The organism is Streptococcus atopicus, from assembly GCF_049166725.1.
In the GTDB taxonomy this organism is placed as follows: Bacteria; Bacillota; Bacilli; order Lactobacillales; family Streptococcaceae; genus Streptococcus; species Streptococcus hominis.
The window spans coordinates 21926-45999 of record NZ_JBMHFC010000004.1 but is presented as its reverse complement, the minus strand read 5'-3'; the positions used below and the strand labels follow the sequence as shown (position 1 = coordinate 45999).

Below are 24074 nucleotides of genomic sequence, written 5' to 3'. Positions count from 1 at the left end.
CTAATCCTCTTTCCTTATCAATTTCACTACAGCCTCGGTCCTGGCTGTGTGTGGAAACATATCCACAGATTGAATATAATGAACATCGTAAACCTTGCTCAATTGCACCAAATCTCTAGCTAGAGTAGAGACATTACAGGAGACATAAACCATTTTCTTCGGTGCATAGCGAACAATCGTTTCAAGCAGTTTTTCATCCAAACCAGTCCGTGGCGGATCCACAATCAAGGCATCTGCTCGATAGCCTTCCTTATACCAGCGAGGAATAATACTTTCAGCAGTCCCAGCCTCATAATGAGTATTGTTAAAGCCTAGGCGAGCAGCATTTCGCTTAGCATCTTCAATGGCTTCCGGTATAATATCCATGCCACGAAGAGACTTTACTTTTTTAGCAAAAGCAAAGCCAATCGTTCCCACGCCACAATAAGCATCAATCAGACAATCCTCTGAATCGACATCCAGAGCCTTAACTGCTTCACTGTAAAGCACCTCTGTTTGCTCTGGATTGAGCTGGTAAAAAGCCCTAGGCGATAAGGAAAACTCGTAATCCAAAACACCTTCCTGAATGGTCTCTTTCCCCCAGATAATCTCCGTCCTGTCTCCATAGATTTCGCTTGATTTTGTCGTATGGTAATTGACCGCTACTGTTTCCAACTCTGGAAATTCTGCTGACAAATCACGAATGACTGGAGAAAAGTCCAACTTCTTTCCCGTGACAAAAATCATCTGCACCTGACCTGTTTTCCGAGCTCGGCGAATCATAACCGTCCGAACGCCGGCATTTTTTCGCTCATCATAAATAGGAAAATTGTACTTCCCCAAAAGGAGGGCCACTTTATTGATGATTTTCTGCGTTACTTTATCTTGAACCAGACAGTTTTTCAAAGAAATCAGATAATGAGAATTCTGCGCATAAAGACCCGCTTTTACATCTCCCTTAAATTTCCGTGTTTGAAACTGCAACTTCGCTCGATAATATTGAGGTTCTTGCATACCAATCGTTGGACGAATCTCGTAGTTTTCATAACCTTGAGGTGCAAATTTTTTCAAAGCCTGCCGCAGCAGATCTGTCTTAAATTCTAACTGTTTGTCATAATGCAAGTGCATAATCTGGCAGCCCCCGCATTTTTCATAAATCTCACAAGGAGGCTCTACTCGATACTTGGAGTGTTTGTTAATCGTCAACAGTTTTGCTTCGACAAAATTACGCTTAACCGTCGTGATTTGACAAAAAATATCCTCACCTTTTAAAGCACCTGGTACAAAGACCAATGTCTTTTTATAAAATCCAATCCCTTCCCCGTTGATTCCCATTTTTTTGATTTTCAAGGGGATTTTTTGTTTTACTTTCAGATTCATAAGCCTATCTTACCATATTTTGAGGTATAATAGAATCATGAAAATTACAAAAATTGAAAAGAAAAAGCGGCTTTATCTCTTAGAGCTGGATGAGACGGAAAAACTGTATATCACCGAAGATACCATTGTTCATTTTATGTTATCAAAAGGCATGAACATTACTGAGCAAGAGCTGAAAGAAATCCAAGAATATGCTCAATTTTCTTATGGAAAAAATCTGGCATTGTATCATCTTTCTTTCAAGCAGCGTACTGTAAAGGAAGTCAATGATTATTTGCGCAAGCACGACATGGAAGAGGAAACGATTGTTCACGTTATTGACAACTTAAAAAAAGACAACTGGCTAGATGATGCCAAATATACTCATTCATTTATCCATTCCAATCTTCTCTCAGGAGACAAAGGTGCGTATGCGCTCAAGCAAAAGTTAATGCAAAAAGGAATTGCTGCTTCTATCATTGATGATGAGTTGCATCAACATGATTTTACAAACCTAGCAGAAACAGTTGCTCAAAAATTACTCAAAAAATATCAAGGGAAGCTCCCAGAAAAAGCGCTTCACGATAAAATCTTACAACAGCTCATCAATAAAGGCTTTTCCTATGAAGAAGCAAAAATAGCTTACCAAAGCCTTACCATAGAAGACGATGACGAAAAACAACAAGAATTGCTTTACAAAGAATTAGACAAACAATACCGCAAGTATTCCCAAAAATACGACGGCTATGATTTAAAGCAGCGCCTTACTCAAGCACTCGCACGCAAAGGCTTTGATTTTTCTGATATTGCGAGCGCTCTCAAAGAATATCTATAAAAAATGTAAGGTTTATTTATGTTTTTTCATGAAAATATGTTACAATAAAAGCGATAACCTGATAAATTGTAGAAAGTTGGTAGATGATGAAGCTTCCAAAAGAAGGCGACTTTATTACAATTCAAAGTTATAAGCATAATGGAAGTCTGCACCGCACTTGGCGCGACACCATGGTACTAAAAACAACTGAAAACGCCATTATTGGTGTCAACGACCATACCTTGGTCACAGAAAGTGACGGGCGACGTTGGGTGACACGTGAGCCAGCTATTGTCTATTTTCATAAAAAATATTGGTTTAACATTATCGCTATGATCCGCGAAAATGGGATTTCCTACTATTGCAATCTAGCCAGCCCCTATTATCTTGATGCAGAAGCATTAAAATACATAGATTATGATTTAGATGTCAAAGTCTTCACCAATGGTGAAAAGCGATTGCTGGATGTAGATGAATACGAGCGCCACAAGCGGCAAATGAACTATTCCAATGATTTAGATTACATTCTCAAGGAGAATGTGAAAATCTTAGTAGACTGGATTAATAATGAGCGTGGACCTTTTTCACAAGCCTATGTCAATATTTGGTACAAACGTTATGTAGAGCTAAAGAATCGCTAAAGTTGCCAAGGGACCTCTGGTCCTTTTTGATTTTCAAAGAACAATTTCTTGCAATTCAAACTTATTTTATGTATCATATAGAAAATACTTTGATGAATGAGCACAGAAAGGAAGAAACAATGGCTTTTACAAATACACGTGGACGTTATGCCAGCTTTGGCGTTGTAACAAGTTTGCCAGATGACATTATTGATTCTTTCTGGTACATCATTGATAATTTTTTAAAAGGTGTGTTTGAATTAGATGAACTTCTTCGATTCGAACTCATCAACCATCAAGGAAAATTAACATTTCGATTTTCCGAAGCAAGTCTGTCAACTACTGTCTCTTTTGATTTTAATGACGCTTTCGATCCATTTTTTCCACGAGAAATCTTTGTGACTGACAATAATGGCAAAGAAACCATCATGCTGCCAGATGAATATGCTTTAATGTGATAGTGGTTTGAACAAAGAATACAGAATTGATATCCACCTGAAAATGTATGAGAATAAATAACCCCCTCAATAAGATACAATGCTCTCTTATTGAGGGGGTCTTTTATGTGAAAATATCACAATTCTTGTCATTTGGTTTCTTCTTTTGATTGATTCAGAAACCCCATTGCTTCCTTGGTCCAAGTCGGCAAATTTTTAGCGAGCGGTGCAAAACCAATCTTGTAATGGTCATTTGAAAAGCGATGGCGTTTAGGAAAATGATGCTTCTCTTCTTCCAGAGTTCTCATTGACAAACTAGCCTTGCCCGAAAATTCATCATAGTCCATCACTTGCACCAAGACCTGATCGTCAACATGCAGAATTTCATGGATATTTTCGATATAGCCTGTCCGAATTTCTGAGATATGAATCAATCCCATGGCACCCGTTTCTAGTTCCACAAAAGCACCATAAGGCTGAATACCAGTAATTCGGCCTTTTAGTTTTTCACCAATTTTCATCTCAATCCTCAATTTCAATGGTTTCAATCACGACATCCTCAAGCGGTTTATCCATTGCACCAGTTTCAACTGCCGCAATCTTATCTAACACTTGATAAGAAGCCTCGTCTAGCAATTGACCAAACACAGTATGCCGGCGATCCAAATGTGGCGTTCCACCTTTGCTTGCATAGATTTCAGCAATCGGTGCTGGCCAACCACCTCGTTCTAGTTCCTTTTGTGCATAAGGAATCTTGCTATTTTGCACGATGAAAAATTGACTGCCATTTGTATTTGGACCTGCATTGGCCATTGAAAGTGCTCCACGGATATTGTACAATTCTGGAGAAAACTCATCCTCAAACTTTTCACCATAAATAGATTCGCCACCCATACCCGTACCAGTTGGATCACCACCTTGAATCATGAAATCCTTGATAATCCGGTGGAAAATCACGCCATCATAGTAGCCATTCTTTGACAAAGCTATAAAATTCGCTACCGTCTTCGGTGCCTGTTCTGGAAATAATTGAAATTTCAAATCACCGTGGTTGGTTTTAATAGTCGCTTTCGGTCCTTCTGCTGTTTCCATCGTTACTTGTGGAAAATGCAATTCTTTTTCTACCATTCCTAACTCCTCTAAGGCATAAAAAATGCCGTCTTCTTCTACTGTTTTTGTCATAAAATCAGCCTTTGCTTTGATCTTTACATGGGAAATGCCCATAGCAATACTGATACCTGCATAATCAAACAACTCTAAATCATTGAGTTCATCTCCAAAAACCATCACATTCTCAGGCTTCAACCCTAGATGCTCCACAACTGTCGCAACTCCAGATGCTTTTGAACCATTTGTTAGAACTACATCTGATGAATGCGGATGCCAGCGAACCAATCGTAGATGTTCTTCTAACTCTTTAGGCAATTGCAAGCTATCTCCAATATCTTCAAATGTCCACATCTGATAAACATTGTGGTCTTGATAAAAATCCGGCTGAATAGGTAAATTAGGATAAACAATATCAATGGCTTCATCAATAAGCGGTGTTCGCGTCGAAAGCGCTGCCTCATGACTACCAACGAGGCCAAAGTCAATCCCAACTTCCTTCGTCCAAGCGATATAAGTTTTTACTAAATTTCGATCAATCGGGGTTTGCGCAATAACCTTTCCTGCTTTATCTTCAATATAGGACCCATTTAAGGTGACAAAGAAATCCGGCTGCAATGCTTTCAGCTCTGGCACTACACCAAAAATCCCTCTCCCTGAAGCAATTCCTGTCAAAATTCCTTTTTCTTTTAGCTGTTTAAACACCGTTTTGATAGATTCTGGAATGTAGCCAGTATCTTTCACTCGCAACGTATCATCAATATCGAAAAAGATGATTTTGATTTTTTTGGCTTTATACTTTAATTTTGCGTCCATAATCTCCCTCTAGCAATTATTCTGTTTTCTATTATACCACTAAATGTCATCTTGTGGGACAAGGTGATGTTGGAAAGCATAAACAACAGCTTGTGTACGGTCACTCACCTCTAGCTTTGATAAGATATTGGACACATGTGTTTTCACTGTCTTTAAAGAAATAAACAACTCATCTGCTATGCGTTGATTTTCATAACCTTTTGCCAGTAGTCCTAAAATATCTCGCTCACGCGCGGTCAAATCTTCGTGCAATTCAATATGATTTCGATGATATTCTACTTTTTGGCTGACCTCTGTTTCAATAGCAAGTTCACCCTTGGCTACTTTTCGGACCGCTCGTAAAATATCATCAGCACTAGAAGTTTTGAGCATATATCCTTTAGCACCCGCATCTAAAACTGGATAAATTTTTTCATTATCCAAATAAGAAGTCAAAATGAGAATTTTAGCTTCAGGCCATTCTTTTAAAATGGCAAGCGTCGCTTCAATCCCATTCATTTCAGGCATGACAATGTCCATCATAATCACATCTGGGTGCAACTCCAAAGCTTTTTCAACTCCTTCGCGACCATTTGAAGCTTCTGCCACTACATCCACATCGTCTTGTAAATCCAAATAACCTTTCAAGCCAAGTCTTACCATTTCATGGTCATCTACTAATAAAATCTGCATCCTAAGCTCCTTTCAATAATGGCACACGAATGTCAATTGCCACTCCCTGCTTCGGAGCGGTTAAAATCTGCATTGTTCCTGCCATGTCATTTACTCTTTCTTCCATATTTTTCAAACCATAGCTCAATTCATCAGATGAGGTATGCTCAAAGCCAATCCCATCATCTGTCATTTTCAACTGCAATTCATTCCGAGTTTGATACAAATAAACATCTAAATGATTCGCATTGGCGTGACGGAGCGTATTACTGATAATTTCCTGAGCAATTCTAAAAATATGCTCCTCAATCTGTTTCGGTAATTTTTGAACATCATGGTGAAAACTCACCTCAATATCGCTTTTATCTGATAGCTCTTTCAAGATGAGGTTCAGCCCTTCAACTAAGCTCTTCCCCTCCAACTCTGTCGGTCTCAAATGTAGAAGCAAGATACGCAAATCCCTTTGGGCAGTATTTAAAATTCCTGATACGCCTGTCAATTGTTTTGATAAGCTATCCGTATCTAAGTTCTCCACTTGACCTGTCACACCTGACAAAATTATATTAGCAGCAAAAAGCTCTTGACTGACCGTATCATGTAAGTCACGCGCAATTCGCTTGCGCTCTTTCTCAATAATCGTCTCCTCATTTTGCAGGGCACGGTTCTCTGACTTTTGCAGATTTTCTGTCAAATGAGTCAATTTCTCTGAAACCTGCCGAAAAGAGGCATCAATTTCAGGCTGATGAATTTCTTGCAATTCTCGACCTTCTAAAACATTTTTCAAGTTTGTCTGAATGGCCGACAAAGTGACCATTTGAATCACTTTAACACCTAAAATCATCAGCATCGTCAGAGATAAAGTCAGCACAATTACAAAGAAACTGAACTTTTCCAACCGCTCTACATTACTAAAAATCAGTTGCCAGTCAAAATTAAATAGACTAAAAATATAATGAATAATGATTCCTAAAATGAGTAGGGAATAAAAGCTAATCAAAAGATAGTAGACTTTTTTCATTTGCGAACCACCTCAACATTCCCTACAAACGTTGACAGGACAATTTTGACGCTTTTATGTGCTCGCTTGAAGTCCGGTGTCGTTAGGCTGATACTTTCATTTCGCAATTCATAGACAGGTTGATCTAAAAACTGCAATTCACCATATAGATTATTCACTTTCAGGCTGACTGCCACATCAACTGGCACAATGATTTTTGTGTTACCGAAAAATTTACGAAAAATAATCACATTGTCATGGTTTGTGATAATGACTTGTTCCAAATGAATCGTATCTTTCCCCATGAGACGGAAAAGATTGATGTCATCAAATCGACAGGTATCCGATGAACCAAAATGATGAAGATTTCCCAACCATTGATTTTTTTCACGTTTTTGTTCTACTGCATCATCAAAGATGAGAGTTGTCACTCCATTTTCTTTATAAATATAAGGATAAGCCACAATCATGCCATAAATGACCGCAAAGAGCAAGGCAGCAATAACATAAGGATTGAGCATGATAATGAAAAAAAGCAGTATGGTAGAGGTTACTAGCAGAAAATTTCCTCTTTGTTTTCCAAAATAATAATAGAGCAATAGCAAGAAGAGCACCAAAAAAAGAATAACACGTGAAAAATGACCAGACAAAATGGTCACTAATGCAAATGTCAGTAGAATAGATTCAACAAAGATAAAAAATTGGATCTTTCTCATAGCCTCGATACCTTTCTTACTCTATTGTATCAAAAACTTACAAAAATTCCTCCAGCTAAGGTATGAAAAGAAGGTAGTGAACTGAAAGAAAATATTTTCAAGTTCTAGTTTGTAGTCCTAGAAGTTAACATTTTTAATTACAATATACTGGATAAACTTGATTGAGCAGAAGCAATGCTTACCAATGATGTAAAACGAGTGCAAAAAAAGAGGGAGGGAAAATCGGTTTAACAAAACTACGATTTTATCCTCTCTCTTTTTTAATTACTTGCACTAGCACTTGTATCTGGTATTTTTGAGCTGCTTCCATCATTACCACTAGCTGACGAACTGCTAGAGGATGGGCTAGTTTTATCTGAGCTGCTATCAGATTGTGAACTACTTCCAGATGTTGAAGAATCTTCGGTTTTTGGCTCATATACATATAAGACAATGCGATCACTCTTCAAATTCAAAGACTGACCAGCTTCTGGGGTTTGTCTGATAATCGTATTTGCCTGTGTACCCGCTGGAGCTGTTGTAACCGTACGTTTTTCAATATTCGCACCTTGAATACCAATCACTTCTGTCAAATTATTATAAGCAAATTCATAAGTTGAGCCGATATAGCTTGGCATCGTGACACTTGAAACGGACTTCGCTACTTTTAACGTAATACGAGTCTTTGAAGTCAAATCATAAGTGCTACCTGCTGCTGGTGTTTGATCAACAACTGTTCCTGCCGCATACTCACTACTTTCAACTTCTTCTGTTTTAATTAAGCCTTTTGAAACCTTGTATTTTTGTACCAGATTGTTGATAGCATCTGCTCTCTTCTGACCTTTATAATCTTCCATAATAAAAGTTTTAGTCCCTTTTGAGACAATCAGATCCACCGTACTGCCCTCACGACGTTGCGTTCCCGCTTCTGGATTGGTGCGAATAACTGAATCTTTTTTAACAGAATCACTGTATTCGTCTTTTTCCTTGCCAACTTTCAAACCTGCAGTTTCGATTGCAGAACGTGCTTGGGCAATAGTTTTTCCAGTAACATCTGGGATTTTTACATTTGACGGACTCAAATAGACTAAAGCCACCAGAGCTACGATGACTAAAACCACTGCTGATAACAAAACTTTATAGCGCGTTCTTAAACGGCGCTTCTTTTTTGCTTTTGGCGTAGGCGTAGGCTTACTACTGACTACTTCTTTTGTAGGAGCAGGTGTTGACTTCGTCGCAGAAGTCAAGGTATTTTGTGATACTTTCGGCAGTGTCTTTGTGTCTGCTTTAGCAGTGTCATCAAAAACTAGCTTTTTCTCATTTCGACGGTCAGCAGATAAACAGCTTGATAAATCCACATACATTTCTGCAACTGACTGATAACGATCCGTCAATTTTTTTGCCGTTGCCTTGATGACTACATTTTCCAATGCTTGTGGAACGTTTGGATTTTCAGCAATAATGGACGGTAGGGGCTTTTGGAAATGTTGTAGGGCAATCGTCACAGCACTATCTCCATCATAAGGGATGTGTCCTGTCAGCATTTCATAGAAAATAATCCCCATGGCATAAATATCGCTCTGAACGGTCGCTTTTGAACCACGCGCTTGTTCTGGTGATAGATAATGTACAGACCCCAACATAGAGTTGGTTTGCGTTAAGCTCGTTTCTGCAAAAGCTACTGCAATTCCAAAGTCCGTTACTTTTGCATCGCCATCTGGAGTTAAAAGGACATTTTGAGGTTTTAAATCACGGTGAACAATCCCATGCGTATGCGCCAAACGCATCGCCAAAAGGATTTGTCCCATGATTCGCACCGCTTCTTCATTGGACAAAGGAGCATGCTCTTTGATATAGCGTTTCAAGTCAAGTCCAGCCACATACTCCATTGCTAGATATTGCTGGCCTTCTTCTTCTCCAATGTCGGTAATCCGGACAATATGAGGATGATCCAAATCTGCCATGGCTCGCGCCTCTCTTTGAAAACGCGCTACAGCAATCGGATCTGTCTGGTAGTTGGTTCTTAGAACCTTAACCGCGACTTCTTCCCCGTCTAAAATCAAGTCTTTCGCCAAGTAGACATCTGCCATGCCTCCTCGACCAATTTGTTTGATGATTCTATATCGTCCGGCAAATATCTTGCCGACTTGAATCATTCTGCGTCCTCCTTATGATAATGAATCAGGGCAACTGTAATATTGTCCAAACCACCTGCATTATTTGCAAAGCGAATCAAGGTTTCCGCTTTTTCTGAAAGAGCAATATCACTTGTCATAATATCATAAATTTCACTTTCTGAAATCATATTGGACAAACCATCGCTATTCAAAATAATGTAATCATCATCTTCTAAGCTAATCATGCCAACATCAGGCTGCACTTCGCCTCTTTGACCGATTGATTGCGTGATGATGTTGCGTTGTGGGTGACGTTCTGCTTCCTCAGGCGTAATTTGTCCTGCTTTGAGCAATTCATTCACCAAAGAATGGTCGTTTGTCAATTGCTTGTAACTGTCACCACGCACCAAACCAATACGAGAATCCCCTACATGAGCATAAATTGCTTGATTGCCAATAATTGCTAAGGCTTCAAGCGTCGTTCCCATGCCTTTATATTCTTCATCTTGACCAAATTGGTGAACTTTTTGATTTTCTGTTTCGAGATGTTCTGCGAACCACTCACGGACACCGTTAATGGAATCAATTTGAGTGTCCACCCAAGCAGCACCGAGATCTGTTACTGCCATTTCACTAGCAATATTACCGGCACGGTGACCTCCCATCCCATCTGCTAAAAGAACCATTGTCATACCGGCACGATTAACAAATTGATTGGCATAATCTTGATTATTTGTACGCTTCTGACCAACATCTGTTAATAATGAAATTTCCATACTGTCAGTTTCCTCCTATTAAGATATTCGCTTGAATTGACTGATGAAAAATCCGTCACTTCCATATAACTCCGGCGTAATTAAGATACAGCCGTCTTTTAGAATATCCTGTCTATTATGTTCTAGTTTTACCTGTTTAAAATTTGGATGAGCTGCTAAAAACTGCTCAACAACTTGAAAATTTTCTTGCGAAACAATCGTACAGGTACTGTAAGTTATTATACCATCTTTTCGCAAGCTTTGACAAACACTATCCAGTATCTCAAGCTGAATTTTTTGCAACGAGGCAAAATCTGCATTTTCTTTATTGTATTTAATATCTGGTTTCCGTCGAATCAAGCCAATTCCTGAACATGGTGCATCGACTAAAATTTTATCAAAGGCATCTGCCCCAAAAGTTTCAAAAACCTTTCTCGCATCTAGCTTTTTCGTAATCACTTTATCTGCCACACCTAAGCGCTGTGCATTTTCTTTTATCAGAGCTAACTTATGCTCATAGAGATCTAATGCCGTGACCTGCCCTGTCGTTAAGTAAGAAGCAATGTGCATGGTTTTGCCACCCGGCGCACTGCATGCATCTAGCACTTTTTCATCGCCGCGCAATTCAAGACTTGGCGCAACCAATTGGCTAGACTCGTCTTGAATAGTAATAGCTCCTTCTTCAAACAAGGCATGCCCTGCAAAATGACCGTGGTTTTTCACCAGCGCACTCGGAGCTAATAGCGAATCTTCTGCCTGCAACACTTGTTTCAACTCTTCTTTACGGCTTAAATCCCCCACTCGAACACTGGCTTTATTCCGAAGAAATAAACTCTCAAAAATGGCTAGAGCTCGTTTTTCACCGTACTCTTCAATCAGCACTTTAACCAGCCAAACTGGCAGAGAATACTGAATAGAATAGCGTTTGTTTTTACGTTTAATACTGCCTATATCTGCCACACCGTCCCGCAATAATCCTCGCAGTACTGCATTGGCGAACTTTTCGCTTCCCTTTTTTCGCACCTTTGCCAACTCTACCGCTTCATTGACGACCGCATGCGCCGGAATTTTATCAAGATACAGTATCTGATACAAGCTCATCAGTAAGAGAAAATAAAGCCAAGAATCTAACTTATCTCGATCTTCAATAACATGAGACAAATACCATTCTAAAGTGATTTTACGTGCAACGGTACCATATACGATTTCTGTTACAAGTCCTTTGTCTGCAGAACTTAAAGGCACTTCTAGCAAAGCCTGATTGAGAGCGATATTAGAATAAGCTCCTTCTGAAAAAACTGCTTCTAAAACTGCAAGAGCCGTTTGCCGCGCTGTTTTTATTTTATTGACCAAAGAAATCACCTACTGATAATTGCCGTCCCAGACCATTCAGAAAATCAACGATAGTCATTTTGGGCTTTCCAGCTGGCTGTACTGTTTTCAGAGAAAGTGCACCCTCACCAGCTGCTACAATCAATTCTTTTTTCCCGATAGCAAGAATTTCTCCTGGTTGACCAGCTCCTTCTACTGGAGTAGCTTCGTAAATTTTAAAACGTTCTCCATTTAAAAGCGTATGCGCTACAGGCCACGGATACATGCCTCGAATCTGATTAAAAAGTTGTCGATTGGTCTTGGTCCAATCAATTCTCTCCTCTTCTGGTGAAATATTTGGTGAAAAGGTAACTTGATTTTTGTCTTGCGGAACTGGTTTTAAATCTCCAGCTAGATAACTAGGCAAGCTCTCAAGTAGCAAATCGCGTCCGACCAACGCTAACTTTTCAAACATCGTCCCAACATTGTCTGTTTCCTCAATAGGAATCGCTCGACGCGCAATCATATCACCCGCATCCATCTCTTTGACCATTTCCATAATAGTCACACCGGCTTCTTTGTCACCATTGATAATGGCGTAGTGAATGGGAGCTCCTCCGCGATATTTTGGTAACAACGAAGCATGCACATTGACGGCAAAATTGACCGAATCTAGCAATTTGCTTGGTAAAAATTGACCGAAAGCTGCTGTGACGATACCATCAGCGTTTAAATTCATCAAACTATCTAATTCAGCACTTTTAGACAATTTCTCTGGCTGATAGATTGGTAAGCCATAGTCTAAAGCCAGTTCTTTAACAGGCGTCATGCGGATTTCTTTTTTACGTCCTACTGCGCGATCTGGCTGTGTAACTACTGCCAAAATCTCGTACTGTTTGCTTTCCAGCAATCCTTTAAGCACCGTTGCAGAAAAATCTGGCGTTCCCATAAAAATAATGTTTGTCATGGTTTCCTCATATTCTTTTTTTCTATTATATCAGAAGAAGTCGTGTATTTCTTTAAAAAAGGCTAAAAATAAGGCTACATAAAACTTTGTGGCTCATGATCAATACTCAAGCGTAAGTCTTTATTGATCTTTTCTTGCGTCCAATCCAAAATCTGATTCAACACATCTTGCAAGTGTTCTTCAAAACGGTATTTAATAATCAATTGATAGTGATAGAGGTTGTGAGTGCGGGCAATCGGCTTAGGAGTTGGTCCCAATATCTGAACCTTATCTGACAAGCCAGAACGTATCATATTTAAAACTTCGTATGACTTTTTGACGACCTCTGCTTCCATTTTATGAGACAAGGTAAGTCCCACCGTAAAATAATAAGGTGGATAGGCCAACTGCTTTCTAATACTCATTTCATAAGCATAAAAGCCCTCATAATCCTGATTTTTCGCAAAAGTAATCGCATAATGCTTCGGATTGTAACTTTGAATAATCACATGACCTTCCTTTTCAGCTCGTCCTGCACGCCCAGCAACCTGAGTTAAGAGTTGAAAGGTGCGCTCAGATGAACGAAAATCTGGCAAATTCAAAGCCGTGTCTGCATTGAGCACTCCAACGAGAGTGACATTCGGGAAATCCAGCCCCTTTGCAATCATCTGCGTTCCCAGTAAAATATCTGCACGCCCTTCACCAAATTCTTTTAAGATTTGTTCGTGACTGCCCTTTTTACGAGTGGTATCAACATCCATTCTCAAAATTCGAGCTTGCGGAAAGGCTTCTGCTAATTCACCGTAGGCTTTTTGTGTCCCAGTTCCATAGTATCGAATGCTCCGACTGGAGCAATTCGGACAAGTATGAGAAATCCCTTTTGAGAAACCACAATAGTGACAATTCATACTTTTCGTATCCATATGCAAGGTCAAGGAAATATCGCAGTTTGGACAGGTATCAACCGTTCCGCATTCACGACACATGACAAAACTAGAATAGCCCCGTCGGTTCAACATCAAAACAACCTGTTCTTTCTTATCTAGTCGATCTTGGATTGCCTCTAACAGAACCGGAGTGAAATTACTAGCCTCATTTTGCCCAATATAATCACGAAAATCCACAATTTCCACTTCAGGAATCTGAGCTTGCGGCTTGGCTCGCTTGGTCAATTGCAAAAAGTGATACACACCTTTGCCAGCTCGCGCTCTGCTTTCTAAACTCGGCGTCGCCGACCCCAACACCAGAACGGCTTGATTGTACTTTGCACGTAGTAAAGCGACATCTCGTGCATGATAGCGTGGATTGGAGTCTTGCTTGTAACTCGCTTCATGCTCTTCATCAATGATAATTGCACCAATATTTTTTAACGGAGCAAAAATAGCAGAACGAGCACCAACAACAACTTGCGCTTCTCCTCGCTCAACTTTGCGCCATTCATCGTACCTTTCCCCATTTGAAAGACCTGAGTGAAGAATGGCAACTTTCTTTCCAAAACGCGCAATAAAACGATTGGTAACTTGTGGTGTCAAGGAAATTTCAGGCACTAACATAATGGCTGTCTTGCCACGGCTGAGCGCCTCTTGAATGATCTGCAAATAAACCTCTGTCTTACCGCTACCTGTCACTCCTTCTAGCAGAAACGGCTTACCACCATGCCCGATTTGCTGTGTGATAGCTTGAACCGCAGCCTCCTGCTCTTCGTTTAATACCAAGGCAGAAGTCGCTGAAATATTTTCAAAATAAGCCTCAGAACGACTCACCTCTTTTTCAACGATTTGCAAAGCTGCTTGCTTTATAAAATAGTGAATAATTTCCCGTGAAAATATTTCTTTTAAATCTGCTAAACGATATATTCCAGTCTGAGCTTGCAAAACGTCTCGCAAGGCTTGCTTTTTTTTCGCTCGTTGGGGAATGACTAGCTGCTCCAAAATTCCTTGATTAACTTGATACCATTTTTCTGTTTTAATATGCTTTTGATCTATCGCTTGGTATTCTACCTGAATCGCCCCTTGCCGTGTCAAACGCATTACCTTAGCTTGCAGCTCTTTATCAAGCGATGAGAAATGTTGCTGCTCTGCATTGCCAAAAATAAGCAGTCTATCTTGTTCATTCAAAGAAGGTTGAGCATGGAGAATCTTATCATAGCTAGAATTCAAAAATCCCGGCAACATAGCTTTTAAAATTGAAATTTTGTAAGAAAAGACAGATTTTCTCAATTCTTCTGCCAACCACAGTTGCTCCTCATTTAAAACTGGCGTAAAGTCCAAAACCTCTACAATCTCTTTCAATTCTGGTGTCGTTTCTTCTGTCAGCTCTACGACAATCCCTTGAATCAAGCGATTGGCTTTCCCAAAAGGCACATGCACACGCATACCAACTTCTAGCATAGTTGAAAATTCTTTCGGAACCGCATAACTGTAAGGTTTATCGGTCTGCATTAAAGGGACATCCACAATGACTTTTGCAATCTGCACTTTCTCACCACCTCTCATTTCTCAGTAAAAGAAAAAATAAGATTGAGCTGACCCAACCTTAAATTTTTTCACCCTCTTCTTTTTCCTTGGCAATTTGTTCTTTGATTTTACGCTCTTCTTCTTCTCTGCGCAAGCGTTCTTCCTCAGCACGCCGACGAACTGCTTCTCGCTTGCCTTCAGGATCTGGGTGAATCCCAACATTGCCAGATTCGATTTCTTCCAAAGCACGAAGTGTTGATTTGACAGACTTAAATTCTTGGGTCGGAGCTGCTCCTTCTTCCAATTCATGAGCACGTTTTGCTTCAAGAATCACCAAGGAATATTTTGAAGGCACCTTATCAAGCAAGGTGTCAATTGAAGGTTTTAACATCATAATCTTGTACCTAATTTCTAAATTCTTATCTTACTGAAAGTTGTTCTGACAGCATATCTTGATAGTGACCTATGACACGTTCCACGCGGAAATGCTCTGCTTCAATGACGCGCTTGACACGCTCAGCCGCTAACGGAACTTCATCATTGACAATCGCATAGTCGTATTCGCGCATGAGAGCAATTTCTTCTCTTGCTTTGGCAATGCGTTTGGCAATCACCTCTGCGCTATCTGTTCCACGTCCCACTAAGCGATCTTGCAATTCCACCAAATCAGGTGGCATCAAAAAAATAAAGACAGCATCCGGCACTTTTTTCTTCACCTGAAGCGCTCCTTGAACTTCAATCTCAAGGAAAACATCAATCCCTTTATCTAAAGTTTCATTCACATAGGTCAAAGGAGTCCCATAGTAGTTGCCAACATACTCTGCATACTCTAACATCTGACCTTGCCGAATCAACTCCTCAAACTCTTCTCGCGTACGGAAAAAATAGTCAATCCCGTCTACTTCACCAGGACGCTGAGCACGAGTTGTCATGGACACAGAGTATTGAAACTGATTGTCTGAGCTTTCAAAAATCTCACGTCGAACCGTTCCCTTCCCCACACCTGAGGGACCAGAAAAAACGATTAACAAGCCACGATCCGCCATCATATCTCCTTCATTGTCTTTCTATCTAGTGTAACAAAAAAGCAGTATTTTTTCAACTGCTTTTTAGCATAGGTAGATGCTTGTTTTTTGAGAAAACAATGCAAGTCACTCTTACTTGCCTAAAATTATACATTAGCTAGATAAACATTCATTCTTAGTAATGTCTATTTGGCATAATCCACAGCACGCATTTCCCGAATGACCGTCACTTTGATATTACCTGGATATTCGAGGTTGTTCTCAATCTTTTCACGCACATCATGAGCCAAAATAGTAATCTTATCGTCTTTGATTTGACCAGGATTGACCATAATCCGAATCTCACGACCCGCTTGTAAAGCAAAACTATTTTTCACACCTTCAAAACTATTGGCAATTTCTTCCAAATCTTGCAGGCGCTTGATATAGCTTTCAAGGGATTCGCTACGAGCACCTGGACGAGCTGCACTAAGTGCATCGGCGGCCGCCACAATAACTGCAATCACACTTTCAGGTTCTACATCACCATGATGACTGGCAATTGTATTGACCACAATTGGATGTTCCTTATACTTACGAGCCAATTCTGTTCCAATTTCCACATGGCTACCTTCCACTTCACGGTCAATGGCTTTGCCAATATCGTGAAGGAAGCCTGCACGGCGAGCTAAGTTAGCATTTTCACCAAGTTCACTTGCAATGACACCAGATAACTTAGCAACTTCAACAGAATGACGCAATACATTTTGTCCATAAGATGTACGGAACTGCAAGCGACCCATAATCTTCATCAAATCCGGATGTAAGTTTGGTGCACCGATTTCATAAGCCGCTGCTTCACCATATTCACGAATCTTATGGTCAATTTCCAGACGATTTTTCTCTACTAATTCTTCAATGCGAGCTGGGTGGATACGACCGTCTTTTAACAGAGCTTCCATTGTCATGCGTGCAATTTCACGTCGAATAGGATCAAAACCAGATAAAGTCACCACTTCTGGTGTATCGTCAATAATGACATCAATACCCGTTAAACTTTCAAAGGTTCGAATATTCCGACCTTCACGTCCAATAATGCGACCCTTCATCGTATCATCCGGCAGATGAACTGTTGAATTGGTTTGCTCCGCAACATAGTCACCTGCAATCCGTTGCATGGCTTGAACTAAAATATCCTTTGCCACCTTATCAGAACGTTCTTTGACTTCTTGCTCTGCTTCACGAATACGCGTCGCAATTTCCTTTGATAGTTTATCTTCAGTCTGAGTGAGAATGATATCTCTGGCTTCAGTTTGTGAGAGTGCAGCAACACGTTCTAATTCTGCTTCTTTGTGTTGCTCCAACTCTGTCAGTTTGTTTTCACGCGCCTCAAGGTTTTTGTTTCTATCAGAAATACTTTGTTCTTTCTGTTCGAGTGTTTTTTCTTTGTTGGTCAAATTGTCATCTTTACGATCAAGACTTGTCGCACGTTCTGTCAAACGACTTTCCAATTGCTTCAACTCTTGACGATCAGATTTAAATTCTGCCTCAACTTCTTCTCGATATTTTCTGGCTTCTTCTTTTGCCTCTAACAGTGCTTCTTTTTTAAGGGATTTACTTTCGCGCTTCACTTCTTTTAATAACAAATCCGCTTCGCGCTCAGCTTGTCCACGTAAATTAGTTGCTTCTTGTTCAGCATTTAAAAGAGTAAGTTCCGCAGCTTCTTTCGCTGATTTCATGCGAGCTGTGATACTTACATATCCAATGACTAAACCAATGATGACGGCAAAAACACCTGCAAAAATCATTTCCATGTTTTTACCTCAAATTATTGATATTGAATTGTAAAATTCTTAATTATTTTATCATAAAAATCAATTTTTCACAAACTAAATTCTTATAAATACGTGACTGTTTTCACATTCTTTTTCGCAAATCCTTTTTCCTGTCTGGCTTTGTTAAGCAGAAAATTTTTTCTTTGCTAGAGCAAAATATGGTATAATTTATTAAAAGTAAAAGGAGTTCTATTTATGGTCAAAGAAGTCATTGTTGAAAGTTTTGAGTTGGATCACACGATTGTCAAAGCCCCCTACGTACGCTTGATTGGCGAAGAGGTGGGACCTAAAGGGGACATCATTTCCAACTTTGATGTTCGTCTGGTACAGCCTAATGAAGATGCCATTCCGACCGCTGGACTTCATACGATTGAACATCTGCTAGCTAAGCTCATTCGTACTCGCATTGATGGTATGATTGATTGCTCACCTTTTGGTTGTCGGACAGGATTTCACATGATTATGTGGGGACGACATAGTACAACCGAAATTGCCAAAGTCATAAAAGCCTCTTTAGAGGAAATTGCTGAAATCACCACTTGGGATGATGTTCCTGGTACGACTATCGAATCTTGTGGCAATTACAAAGATCACAGCCTCTTTTCCGCTAAAGAATGGTGCAAACTAATCTTAGAAAAGGGCATTTCCGACGATGCTTTTGAGCGGCATCTTGTGTAAATTAAAAAATGAGGTCGGGACAAAAGTTCCCAGCCTCATGCATTTTATAGTTTAGCTTGCAAGACGCAGTGGTTGGTTGGATATCCTTATTCCTAATCATACCGGTGATAGCGGCTATCCTAACCAACTGTGCGGAAAGTGGGACGACGAAATCACATTCTTCGAATGATTGATTTCTGTCCCACTCTCGTTTTTTTATTGACGAATTAAGTAATCAAACGCTCCCAAAGCTGCCGTCGCTCCTGAACCCATTGAAATAATGATTTGTTTATAAGCGCTATCTGTACAATCACCTGCCGCAAAAATTCCTGGAACATTTGTTGCACCATGTTTGTCAACAATAATTTCACCACGTTCATTAAGAGCAACTGAACTATCTTTGAGCCAGTCTGTATTTGGTAAAAGACCAATTTGAACAAAGACACCGCTGAGTTCGATTTTATGTTCTTCATTGTTCGCACGATTGAGATAAGTAATAGCTTCCACTTGATCAGAACCTTGAATTTCTTTTGTTGCTACATTGGTTAGAACCGTCACGTTTTCAAGTTGGTGTACCCGATCTTGCAATACTTGATCGGCTTTCAAAGTTGGTAGAAATTCTAACACATAAACATGCTCTGCCAGACCAGCCAAGTCAATCGCTGCTTCAATACCGGAATTTCCTCCACCGATAACAGCTACTTTTTTACCTGTAAAAATAGGACCGTCACAATGTGGACAATTGGTTACACCTTTTGTTCGGAATTCTTCTTCACCAGGAACATTAACATTTCTCCAGCGAGCACCAACAGAAAGAACTGCCGTTTTCGCTTTCAGAACAGCTCCATTTTCAAGTTCCACTTCAATCAATTCCTTTTTCTCAATGTTCTTCACACGTTGATTCTTCATGATATCAATTGGATATTTTTTGGCATGTTCTTCTACTTGCACCATCAGCTTAGGTCCTTCTGTATAAGGAGTACCAATCATATTTTCAATACCAACGGTCTCCATCACCTGTCCACCAAAAGTTTCAACGACCATACCAGTACGAATGCCTTTACGAGCGGCATAAATCGCTGCACTGCTCCCTGCAGGTCCGCCTCCAACAACCAACACATCAAATGGTTCTTTTTTGTCAAATTCCTCACTTGAAGTAGGTCCAGAAATCTTGTCAAGCAGTTGCTCAATTGTCATACGACCATTCGCAAATTCTTCACCATTTAGAAAAACCGTTGGGACAGCCATGATCTTTTTGTCTTCAACTTCTTGTCTAAACATGCCTCCTTCGACCATTGTGTGACTGATAGTTGGATTCAGCACAGCCATTGTATTCAGTGCTTGCACAACGTCTGGGCAATTATGACAAGTCAAGCTGACATAGGTTTCAAAATGAAGCGGCTGCTTAATAGCTTGAATTCGTTTTATAACAGCATCTTCTACTTTTGGTGCGCGACCAGAGACTTGTAGCAAAGCAAGCACAAAAGATGTAAATTCATGCCCCAAGGGAAGACCTGCAAATTGAACACGACCTGCTTGACCAACTTGTGTCACAGTAAAACTTGGTTTACGGTTAGTTTCTGTATTTTCTAGTGATAAGCGAGGAGACATTGCTACAATTTCATCTAGAAAAGCCCGCACCTGCTCAGAACGCTCATCTTGACCTAAAGACGCTTGAAATACAACATCAGATTCTAAAAGTTCCAAGTATTGCTTCAGTTGTGCTTTAATTGTTTCATCTAAAGCCATATAAGCCTCCTTAAATTTTACCAACTAAATCAAGACTTGGAGTCAGCGTTTCAATTCCTTCTTTCCACTTAGCTGGACACACTTCACCTGGATGGCTACGTACATATTGTGCAGCATGGATTTTGTCAATCAAGACAGAAGCATCACGCCCAACACCGTCTGCATTGATTTCAAGTGCTTGTACAACTCCATCCGGGTCAATGATAAAAGTACCACGTTGAGACAATCCACTTTCATCTAACACATCAAAACCAAGTGAAATGGTATGAGATGGATCTCCAATCATAATGTACTCAAGTTTTCCAATGGCATCTGAATAATCATGCCAAGCTTTATGTGTAAAATGCGTATCTGTTGAAACAGAATAAACTTCCACACCTAGTTCTTTAAGAGCTGCATACTGCTCTTGCAAATCCTCCAACTCAGTCGGACAAACAAATGAAAAATCAGCAGGATAGAAGCAAACGACGCTCCAATGACCTTTTAAATCTTCACTAGAAACTGTGATAAATTTCCCGTTTCCAGCGTGATAAGCATCTGCTGTAAACTCGACAATTTCCTTACCAATAAGTGACATAAGATTACCTCCAAAATTAGTTTTATAATAAAATAAAAATCTTATAAGCCCATTATAGCCTATAAGATTTTTAGTGTCTAATATCTTGCTTGAAAACGTTTCCTAATAATCCAAAGCATCTGCGTAACCCGCGCCATTTCCTACAAAATAACCCGTTTTACAGTTAATACTAAAGAGGTAGGTTCCGTCCGTTCTAAACAAATTGTAATAACCATTTCCGTTAATAATATTCACACGTTCAAGAATATAATTATCTCCTGTGAAATAGCCACGTTCCCGTGAGGTTGCCAAGATTTTTTCTAACACACCAGGATTGAAATTCCAAGCTGGATTATTACTGTCGTTAATTTTTGTTTGGTCGTACGGCACTCGGCTCAACTGACGCTGTAAATTCGTGCCTGACGCTGGTGCTGCTGGAGCAGTTGCTTGCGCTGGTACAGAAGCTGGTTGTTCTGCTACAGGTGCTTGAGCGGAGCTTTGTGACGGTGCAGCTGCAACCTCAGATTGAGGAGCAGAGGTTTGTTGACTCTTTCCTAAGCTAATAGCAGATTTCAACACCTTATCCAAGTCGGTATTTCCAGTTGTAACATCTGTAAATTTAGCATCAGCCTTAATCTTTGCTTTAGTATCTAAAACACCATCTGTAATAGCTGATGAAGTGAATTGTGCATTCACATTTTGAACAGCCTCAACTTGTTTGACCAAGCTATCGTATTTTGCTTTGGCAACATTGTACTCGTTGGTGTTTTTTAATTTTTCCAATACTGCTTTTAGTTTGTTTAAGTTTCCGAAACTGCTGTTTTTCAAAGCCAATTTATTGGCATCTGTAAAGAATGAATCATAAAGGCTATTGAAAGCTTTCAAATCCTTATTTTCAGAGCTAGAAGTGGTAGAAGATTTACTTGTTTGGCTCGTTGAAGTTGTGGTTGTTTTCGCTTGCTTTTTGTTCAAAGACAGATAAGCTGTTCCGCCGATTAAAGCCAGTACAATAACACTTACTGCTGAATACACGACTTTTTTATTTTTATAAAATGGAACTTTCTCCGTTTCCATTTCTTCATCCAACGCTGTAAAAGTCGGATAGCTTTCCATTGACTCAGTTGAACTCACAGGAATATCATCCATTTCAGGCTGAATTGGTTCCATTATTTTTGTCTCAGCCTCTAGCTCCTCTGAAGTTTGTGTACTGTTTTCTTCCGAAGTTTCTTGTGGTTCTGCTTCGCTGGCTGCAAGTGCAGCTACTGTTTCATCAAAGGCAGACTCCTCAGACGCTACCTCCGCAGATTCTAGGGAGGCTTCCTCTTGAACCTCATCGTGCATCTCCTGGATAAATTCTGCCAAGTCTAACTGGCTCAGTTGTTCTTGATCTTCTGCTTCAGACATTTCTTCTGCAGATTGAGCCGAAAATTTCCCAGCTTCAATTTCTTGACGGTGCTGTTTAATGTATTTATCCAGCACATTATCCTCTTCCGTCACTCCTGCTTCAAGTTCTTCGCTTTTTCGAGCAGCTTGACCAACTGTCATTTCTTTAGCTGTTTCAAAATCAAGAATTGATTCTTTTTCTTCTTGTTCTGGCAAATGTTTTTCGTCTTTACTCACGGCAAATCCTTTCTAATCTATTTGGCGTTTGACTCTCTGACCAAAATATTGGTACAAATCAACTTTTAAAGTCCCGTTATAGAGTTTGCGTTTTTTATCGGCTTGACTGCCAAATTTTGTTTCAAATGCTTCATCACTCGTCAAGATAAATTTGCTCCACGTCTTTAGTGACGCAAAAGTCTGTCCCATTTCTTGATAAAGCTTGGTCACAGCATCATCATCCAGCAATCTCTCTCCATAAGGGGGATTGGAAACAATGACACCATTTATCTTGTCTGTATGCAAATCTTGCAAGCGCATTTGCTTGAAAACAATCTGCTCAGAAACACCTGCTTCTTCGGCATTTCGCTTGGCAATCTCCACCATCCGTGCATCAATATCAGTCCCTAAAATATCAAGCTGAATGTCTTGCTTAATCTGTCCTAAAGCTCTAGCGCGAACATGCCTAATCAAGTCTGAGTCAACCCAATTCCACTCTTCAAACGCAAAATGGCGATGAAGCCCCGGTGCTATATTCATGCCAATCATAGCTGCTTCAATACAGAAAGTTCCTGAACCACAGGTCGGATCAACCAAGGGCTTATCTGGATACCAATTGGACAAGAGCAAAATCGCAGCCGCCATATTTTCTTTAATCGGTGCGCCACCTTTTTCAGTCCGATAGCCACGTTTAAAGAGGCTAAAGCCTGTCGTGTCAATCAAAACAGTAGCTACATCTTTCAAAATAGAAACTTCAATCTTGAACTCTGCTCCATTTTCTATCAAGGGAACTCCTTCTGGGCGTGCATAATACTTTTGCAACTTTTTGACAACTGCTTTTTTAGAAATAGCCTGCACACTTGGTTCATTGTGAAGTTTTGATTTGACACATTTTGCCTTGGCAATTGGAAATTTTGCTCCAAATGGCAAGTAATTTTCCCAATCTAAAGCAAAAACACCCTGAAATAATTCCTCAAAGGTCTTAGCCGGAAAGCTACCAACAACAATCTTAATGCGGTCTGCCGCGCGCAACCAGAGATTCGTTTCAATAATGGTTTCAACAGTTCCGTCAAACCGCACGCGCCCATTCTCTACTAGACATTCTATGCCAAGATTTCTGATTTCACGACCCACCACAGCCTCTAAACCAGCTGCAGCAGTCGCAATCAACTTGAATTTTGTTTTCATTCGTCCTCTCAAAATAAAAGCTAGCATAATACGCTAGCTAAACCTATATGCAACTTTCTATAAGCCATGTTTTGTTCCAGAAATAACTAGGTATCATTTCCTTCGATAATCATCTGTCTACTGTTTCCAGTCAGAATGCTGCGTTCGTTTCCACGCATCCCGTGCCCCGACCAAAGTTTGGGTTGCTAGCTTGAGGGGTTTACCGCGTTCCACTTCCTGTGTTTCCACAAAAACTACGTCACTGTGGCACTTTCAGGACTATTCCAGCATATCCAGAGACGTAGCTGTTTCGTCCGCCGTAACGATTTCTCGTCCCTAGGCTTATTGTTTCACCTAGCACAAACACTACGGGCATCACAGCCCGTGCTAGCATGGACTTTCCTCATGAAAAGACGACTCTTCACGCGATTATCCAAAAATTGCACA

The 24074-nt window shown here is 40.1% G+C and carries 22 protein-coding genes and 1 other RNA gene; 4 read left to right on the top strand and 19 right to left on the bottom strand.

The window, feature by feature from the left end; translation table 11 throughout:
* Positions 1–1359 (bottom strand): 23S rRNA (uracil(1939)-C(5))-methyltransferase RlmD, encoded by a 1359-nt coding sequence (rlmD, locus tag ACOMA9_RS03955; protein WP_195322657.1) that lies wholly within the window; start codon positions 1357–1359, stop codon positions 1–3.
* A 37-nt stretch (positions 1360–1396) separates the two neighbouring features.
* On the opposite strand from rlmD, the gene recX reads away from it, so the two are divergent.
* From recX to ACOMA9_RS03940, 3 genes are all read left to right on the top strand, one after another.
* A complete protein-coding gene (gene recX, locus ACOMA9_RS03950; protein ID WP_106082895.1) occupies positions 1397–2173 on the top strand; it encodes a recombination regulator RecX in 777 nt (258 codons plus the stop codon).
* Positions 2174–2259: 86 nt separating this feature from the next.
* Positions 2260–2793 carry a nucleoside tri-diphosphate phosphatase gene (gene ntdP, locus ACOMA9_RS03945; protein ID WP_003031472.1) on the top strand — a complete coding sequence of 178 codons (534 nt, stop codon included), beginning with the start codon at positions 2260–2262 and terminating at the stop codon, positions 2791–2793.
* Between the two features lie 119 nt (positions 2794–2912).
* A complete protein-coding gene (locus ACOMA9_RS03940; RefSeq protein WP_003043378.1) occupies positions 2913–3230 on the top strand; it encodes a DUF960 domain-containing protein in 318 nt (105 codons plus the stop codon).
* Positions 3231–3358: 128 nt separating this feature from the next.
* Here the strand turns inward: ACOMA9_RS03940 and ACOMA9_RS03935 are convergent, their stop codons facing one another.
* The 13 genes from ACOMA9_RS03935 to ACOMA9_RS03875 all read right to left on the bottom strand — a co-directional run bounded on the left by ACOMA9_RS03935 (position 3359) and on the right by ACOMA9_RS03875 (position 17878).
* Positions 3359–3730, bottom strand: coding sequence for a S1 RNA-binding domain-containing protein (locus ACOMA9_RS03935; protein ID WP_003043143.1), 372 nt, complete (start codon positions 3728–3730; stop codon positions 3359–3361).
* A gap of 1 nt (position 3731) precedes the next feature.
* Complete coding sequence (locus tag ACOMA9_RS03930; RefSeq protein ID WP_151380042.1) at positions 3732–5132, bottom strand: bifunctional Cof-type HAD-IIB family hydrolase/peptidylprolyl isomerase; 1401 nt, start codon at positions 5130–5132, stop codon at positions 3732–3734.
* Between the two features lie 39 nt (positions 5133–5171).
* On the bottom strand, positions 5172–5804 hold the full coding sequence (locus tag ACOMA9_RS03925; protein WP_003028406.1) for a response regulator transcription factor: 633 nt from the start codon (positions 5802–5804) through the stop codon (positions 5172–5174).
* A 1-nt stretch (position 5805) separates the two neighbouring features.
* Entirely contained in the window at positions 5806–6801 is a 996-nt protein-coding gene (locus tag ACOMA9_RS03920; protein ID WP_151380043.1) for an envelope stress sensor histidine kinase LiaS, read from the bottom strand.
* The gene (gene liaF / locus ACOMA9_RS03915; protein WP_003028409.1) at positions 6798–7496 is read right to left on the bottom strand and encodes a cell wall-active antibiotics response protein LiaF; all 699 of its coding nucleotides are present in this window, start codon (positions 7494–7496) and stop codon (positions 6798–6800) included. Before liaF ends, ACOMA9_RS03920 begins: the two co-directional genes overlap by 4 nt.
* 260 nt (positions 7497–7756) lie before the next feature.
* Complete coding sequence (pknB, locus tag ACOMA9_RS03910) at positions 7757–9631, bottom strand: Stk1 family PASTA domain-containing Ser/Thr kinase (protein WP_106082892.1); 1875 nt, start codon at positions 9629–9631, stop codon at positions 7757–7759.
* Complete coding sequence (locus tag ACOMA9_RS03905; RefSeq protein ID WP_106082891.1) at positions 9628–10368, bottom strand: Stp1/IreP family PP2C-type Ser/Thr phosphatase; 741 nt, start codon at positions 10366–10368, stop codon at positions 9628–9630. Before ACOMA9_RS03905 ends, pknB begins: the two co-directional genes overlap by 4 nt.
* A gap of 18 nt (positions 10369–10386) precedes the next feature.
* Complete coding sequence (gene rsmB, locus ACOMA9_RS03900; RefSeq protein WP_106082890.1) at positions 10387–11700, bottom strand: 16S rRNA (cytosine(967)-C(5))-methyltransferase RsmB; 1314 nt, start codon at positions 11698–11700, stop codon at positions 10387–10389.
* On the bottom strand, positions 11690–12625 hold the full coding sequence (gene fmt / locus ACOMA9_RS03895; protein WP_151380044.1) for a methionyl-tRNA formyltransferase: 936 nt from the start codon (positions 12623–12625) through the stop codon (positions 11690–11692). The genes rsmB and fmt overlap by 11 nt, the downstream gene beginning before the upstream one ends.
* Before the next feature lie 74 nt (positions 12626–12699).
* Positions 12700–15081 (bottom strand): primosomal protein N', encoded by a 2382-nt coding sequence (locus ACOMA9_RS03890; protein ID WP_330944812.1) that lies wholly within the window; start codon positions 15079–15081, stop codon positions 12700–12702.
* 58 nt (positions 15082–15139) lie between these two features.
* Positions 15140–15454: a DNA-directed RNA polymerase subunit omega gene (gene rpoZ, locus ACOMA9_RS03885; RefSeq protein WP_003031464.1), complete on the bottom strand. Its 315-nt coding sequence runs from the start codon at positions 15452–15454 to the stop codon at positions 15140–15142.
* 25 nt (positions 15455–15479) lie between these two features.
* Positions 15480–16106, bottom strand: coding sequence for a guanylate kinase (gmk, locus tag ACOMA9_RS03880; RefSeq protein ID WP_247905563.1), 627 nt, complete (start codon positions 16104–16106; stop codon positions 15480–15482).
* 164 nt (positions 16107–16270) lie between these two features.
* Positions 16271–17878, bottom strand: a complete 1608-nt coding sequence (locus ACOMA9_RS03875) for a ribonuclease Y (protein ID WP_247905493.1) — start codon at positions 17876–17878, stop codon at positions 16271–16273.
* A gap of 216 nt (positions 17879–18094) precedes the next feature.
* Between ACOMA9_RS03875 and ACOMA9_RS03870 the strand changes: the two genes are divergently transcribed.
* Positions 18095–18577, top strand: a complete 483-nt coding sequence (locus tag ACOMA9_RS03870) for an S-ribosylhomocysteine lyase (RefSeq protein ID WP_003043493.1) — start codon at positions 18095–18097, stop codon at positions 18575–18577.
* 195 nt (positions 18578–18772) lie between these two features.
* Here ACOMA9_RS03870 and ahpF read toward each other — a convergent pair whose 3' ends face one another.
* The 5 genes from ahpF to rnpB all read right to left on the bottom strand — a co-directional run bounded on the left by ahpF (position 18773) and on the right by rnpB (position 24068).
* Positions 18773–20305 (bottom strand): alkyl hydroperoxide reductase subunit F, encoded by a 1533-nt coding sequence (ahpF, locus tag ACOMA9_RS03865; protein WP_421424703.1) that lies wholly within the window; start codon positions 20303–20305, stop codon positions 18773–18775.
* Between the two features lie 10 nt (positions 20306–20315).
* Entirely contained in the window at positions 20316–20882 is a 567-nt protein-coding gene (gene ahpC / locus ACOMA9_RS03860) for an alkyl hydroperoxide reductase subunit C (protein WP_151380047.1), read from the bottom strand.
* A 102-nt stretch (positions 20883–20984) separates the two neighbouring features.
* On the bottom strand, positions 20985–22481 hold the full coding sequence (locus tag ACOMA9_RS03855; RefSeq protein WP_330944811.1) for a cell division site-positioning protein MapZ family protein: 1497 nt from the start codon (positions 22479–22481) through the stop codon (positions 20985–20987).
* A 12-nt stretch (positions 22482–22493) separates the two neighbouring features.
* Entirely contained in the window at positions 22494–23648 is a 1155-nt protein-coding gene (locus ACOMA9_RS03850) for a THUMP domain-containing class I SAM-dependent RNA methyltransferase (RefSeq protein WP_421424701.1), read from the bottom strand.
* 55 nt (positions 23649–23703) lie between these two features.
* Positions 23704–24068, bottom strand: an RNA gene (gene rnpB / locus ACOMA9_RS03845) — RNase P RNA component class B.
* Positions 24069–24074 lie beyond the last annotated feature (6 nt).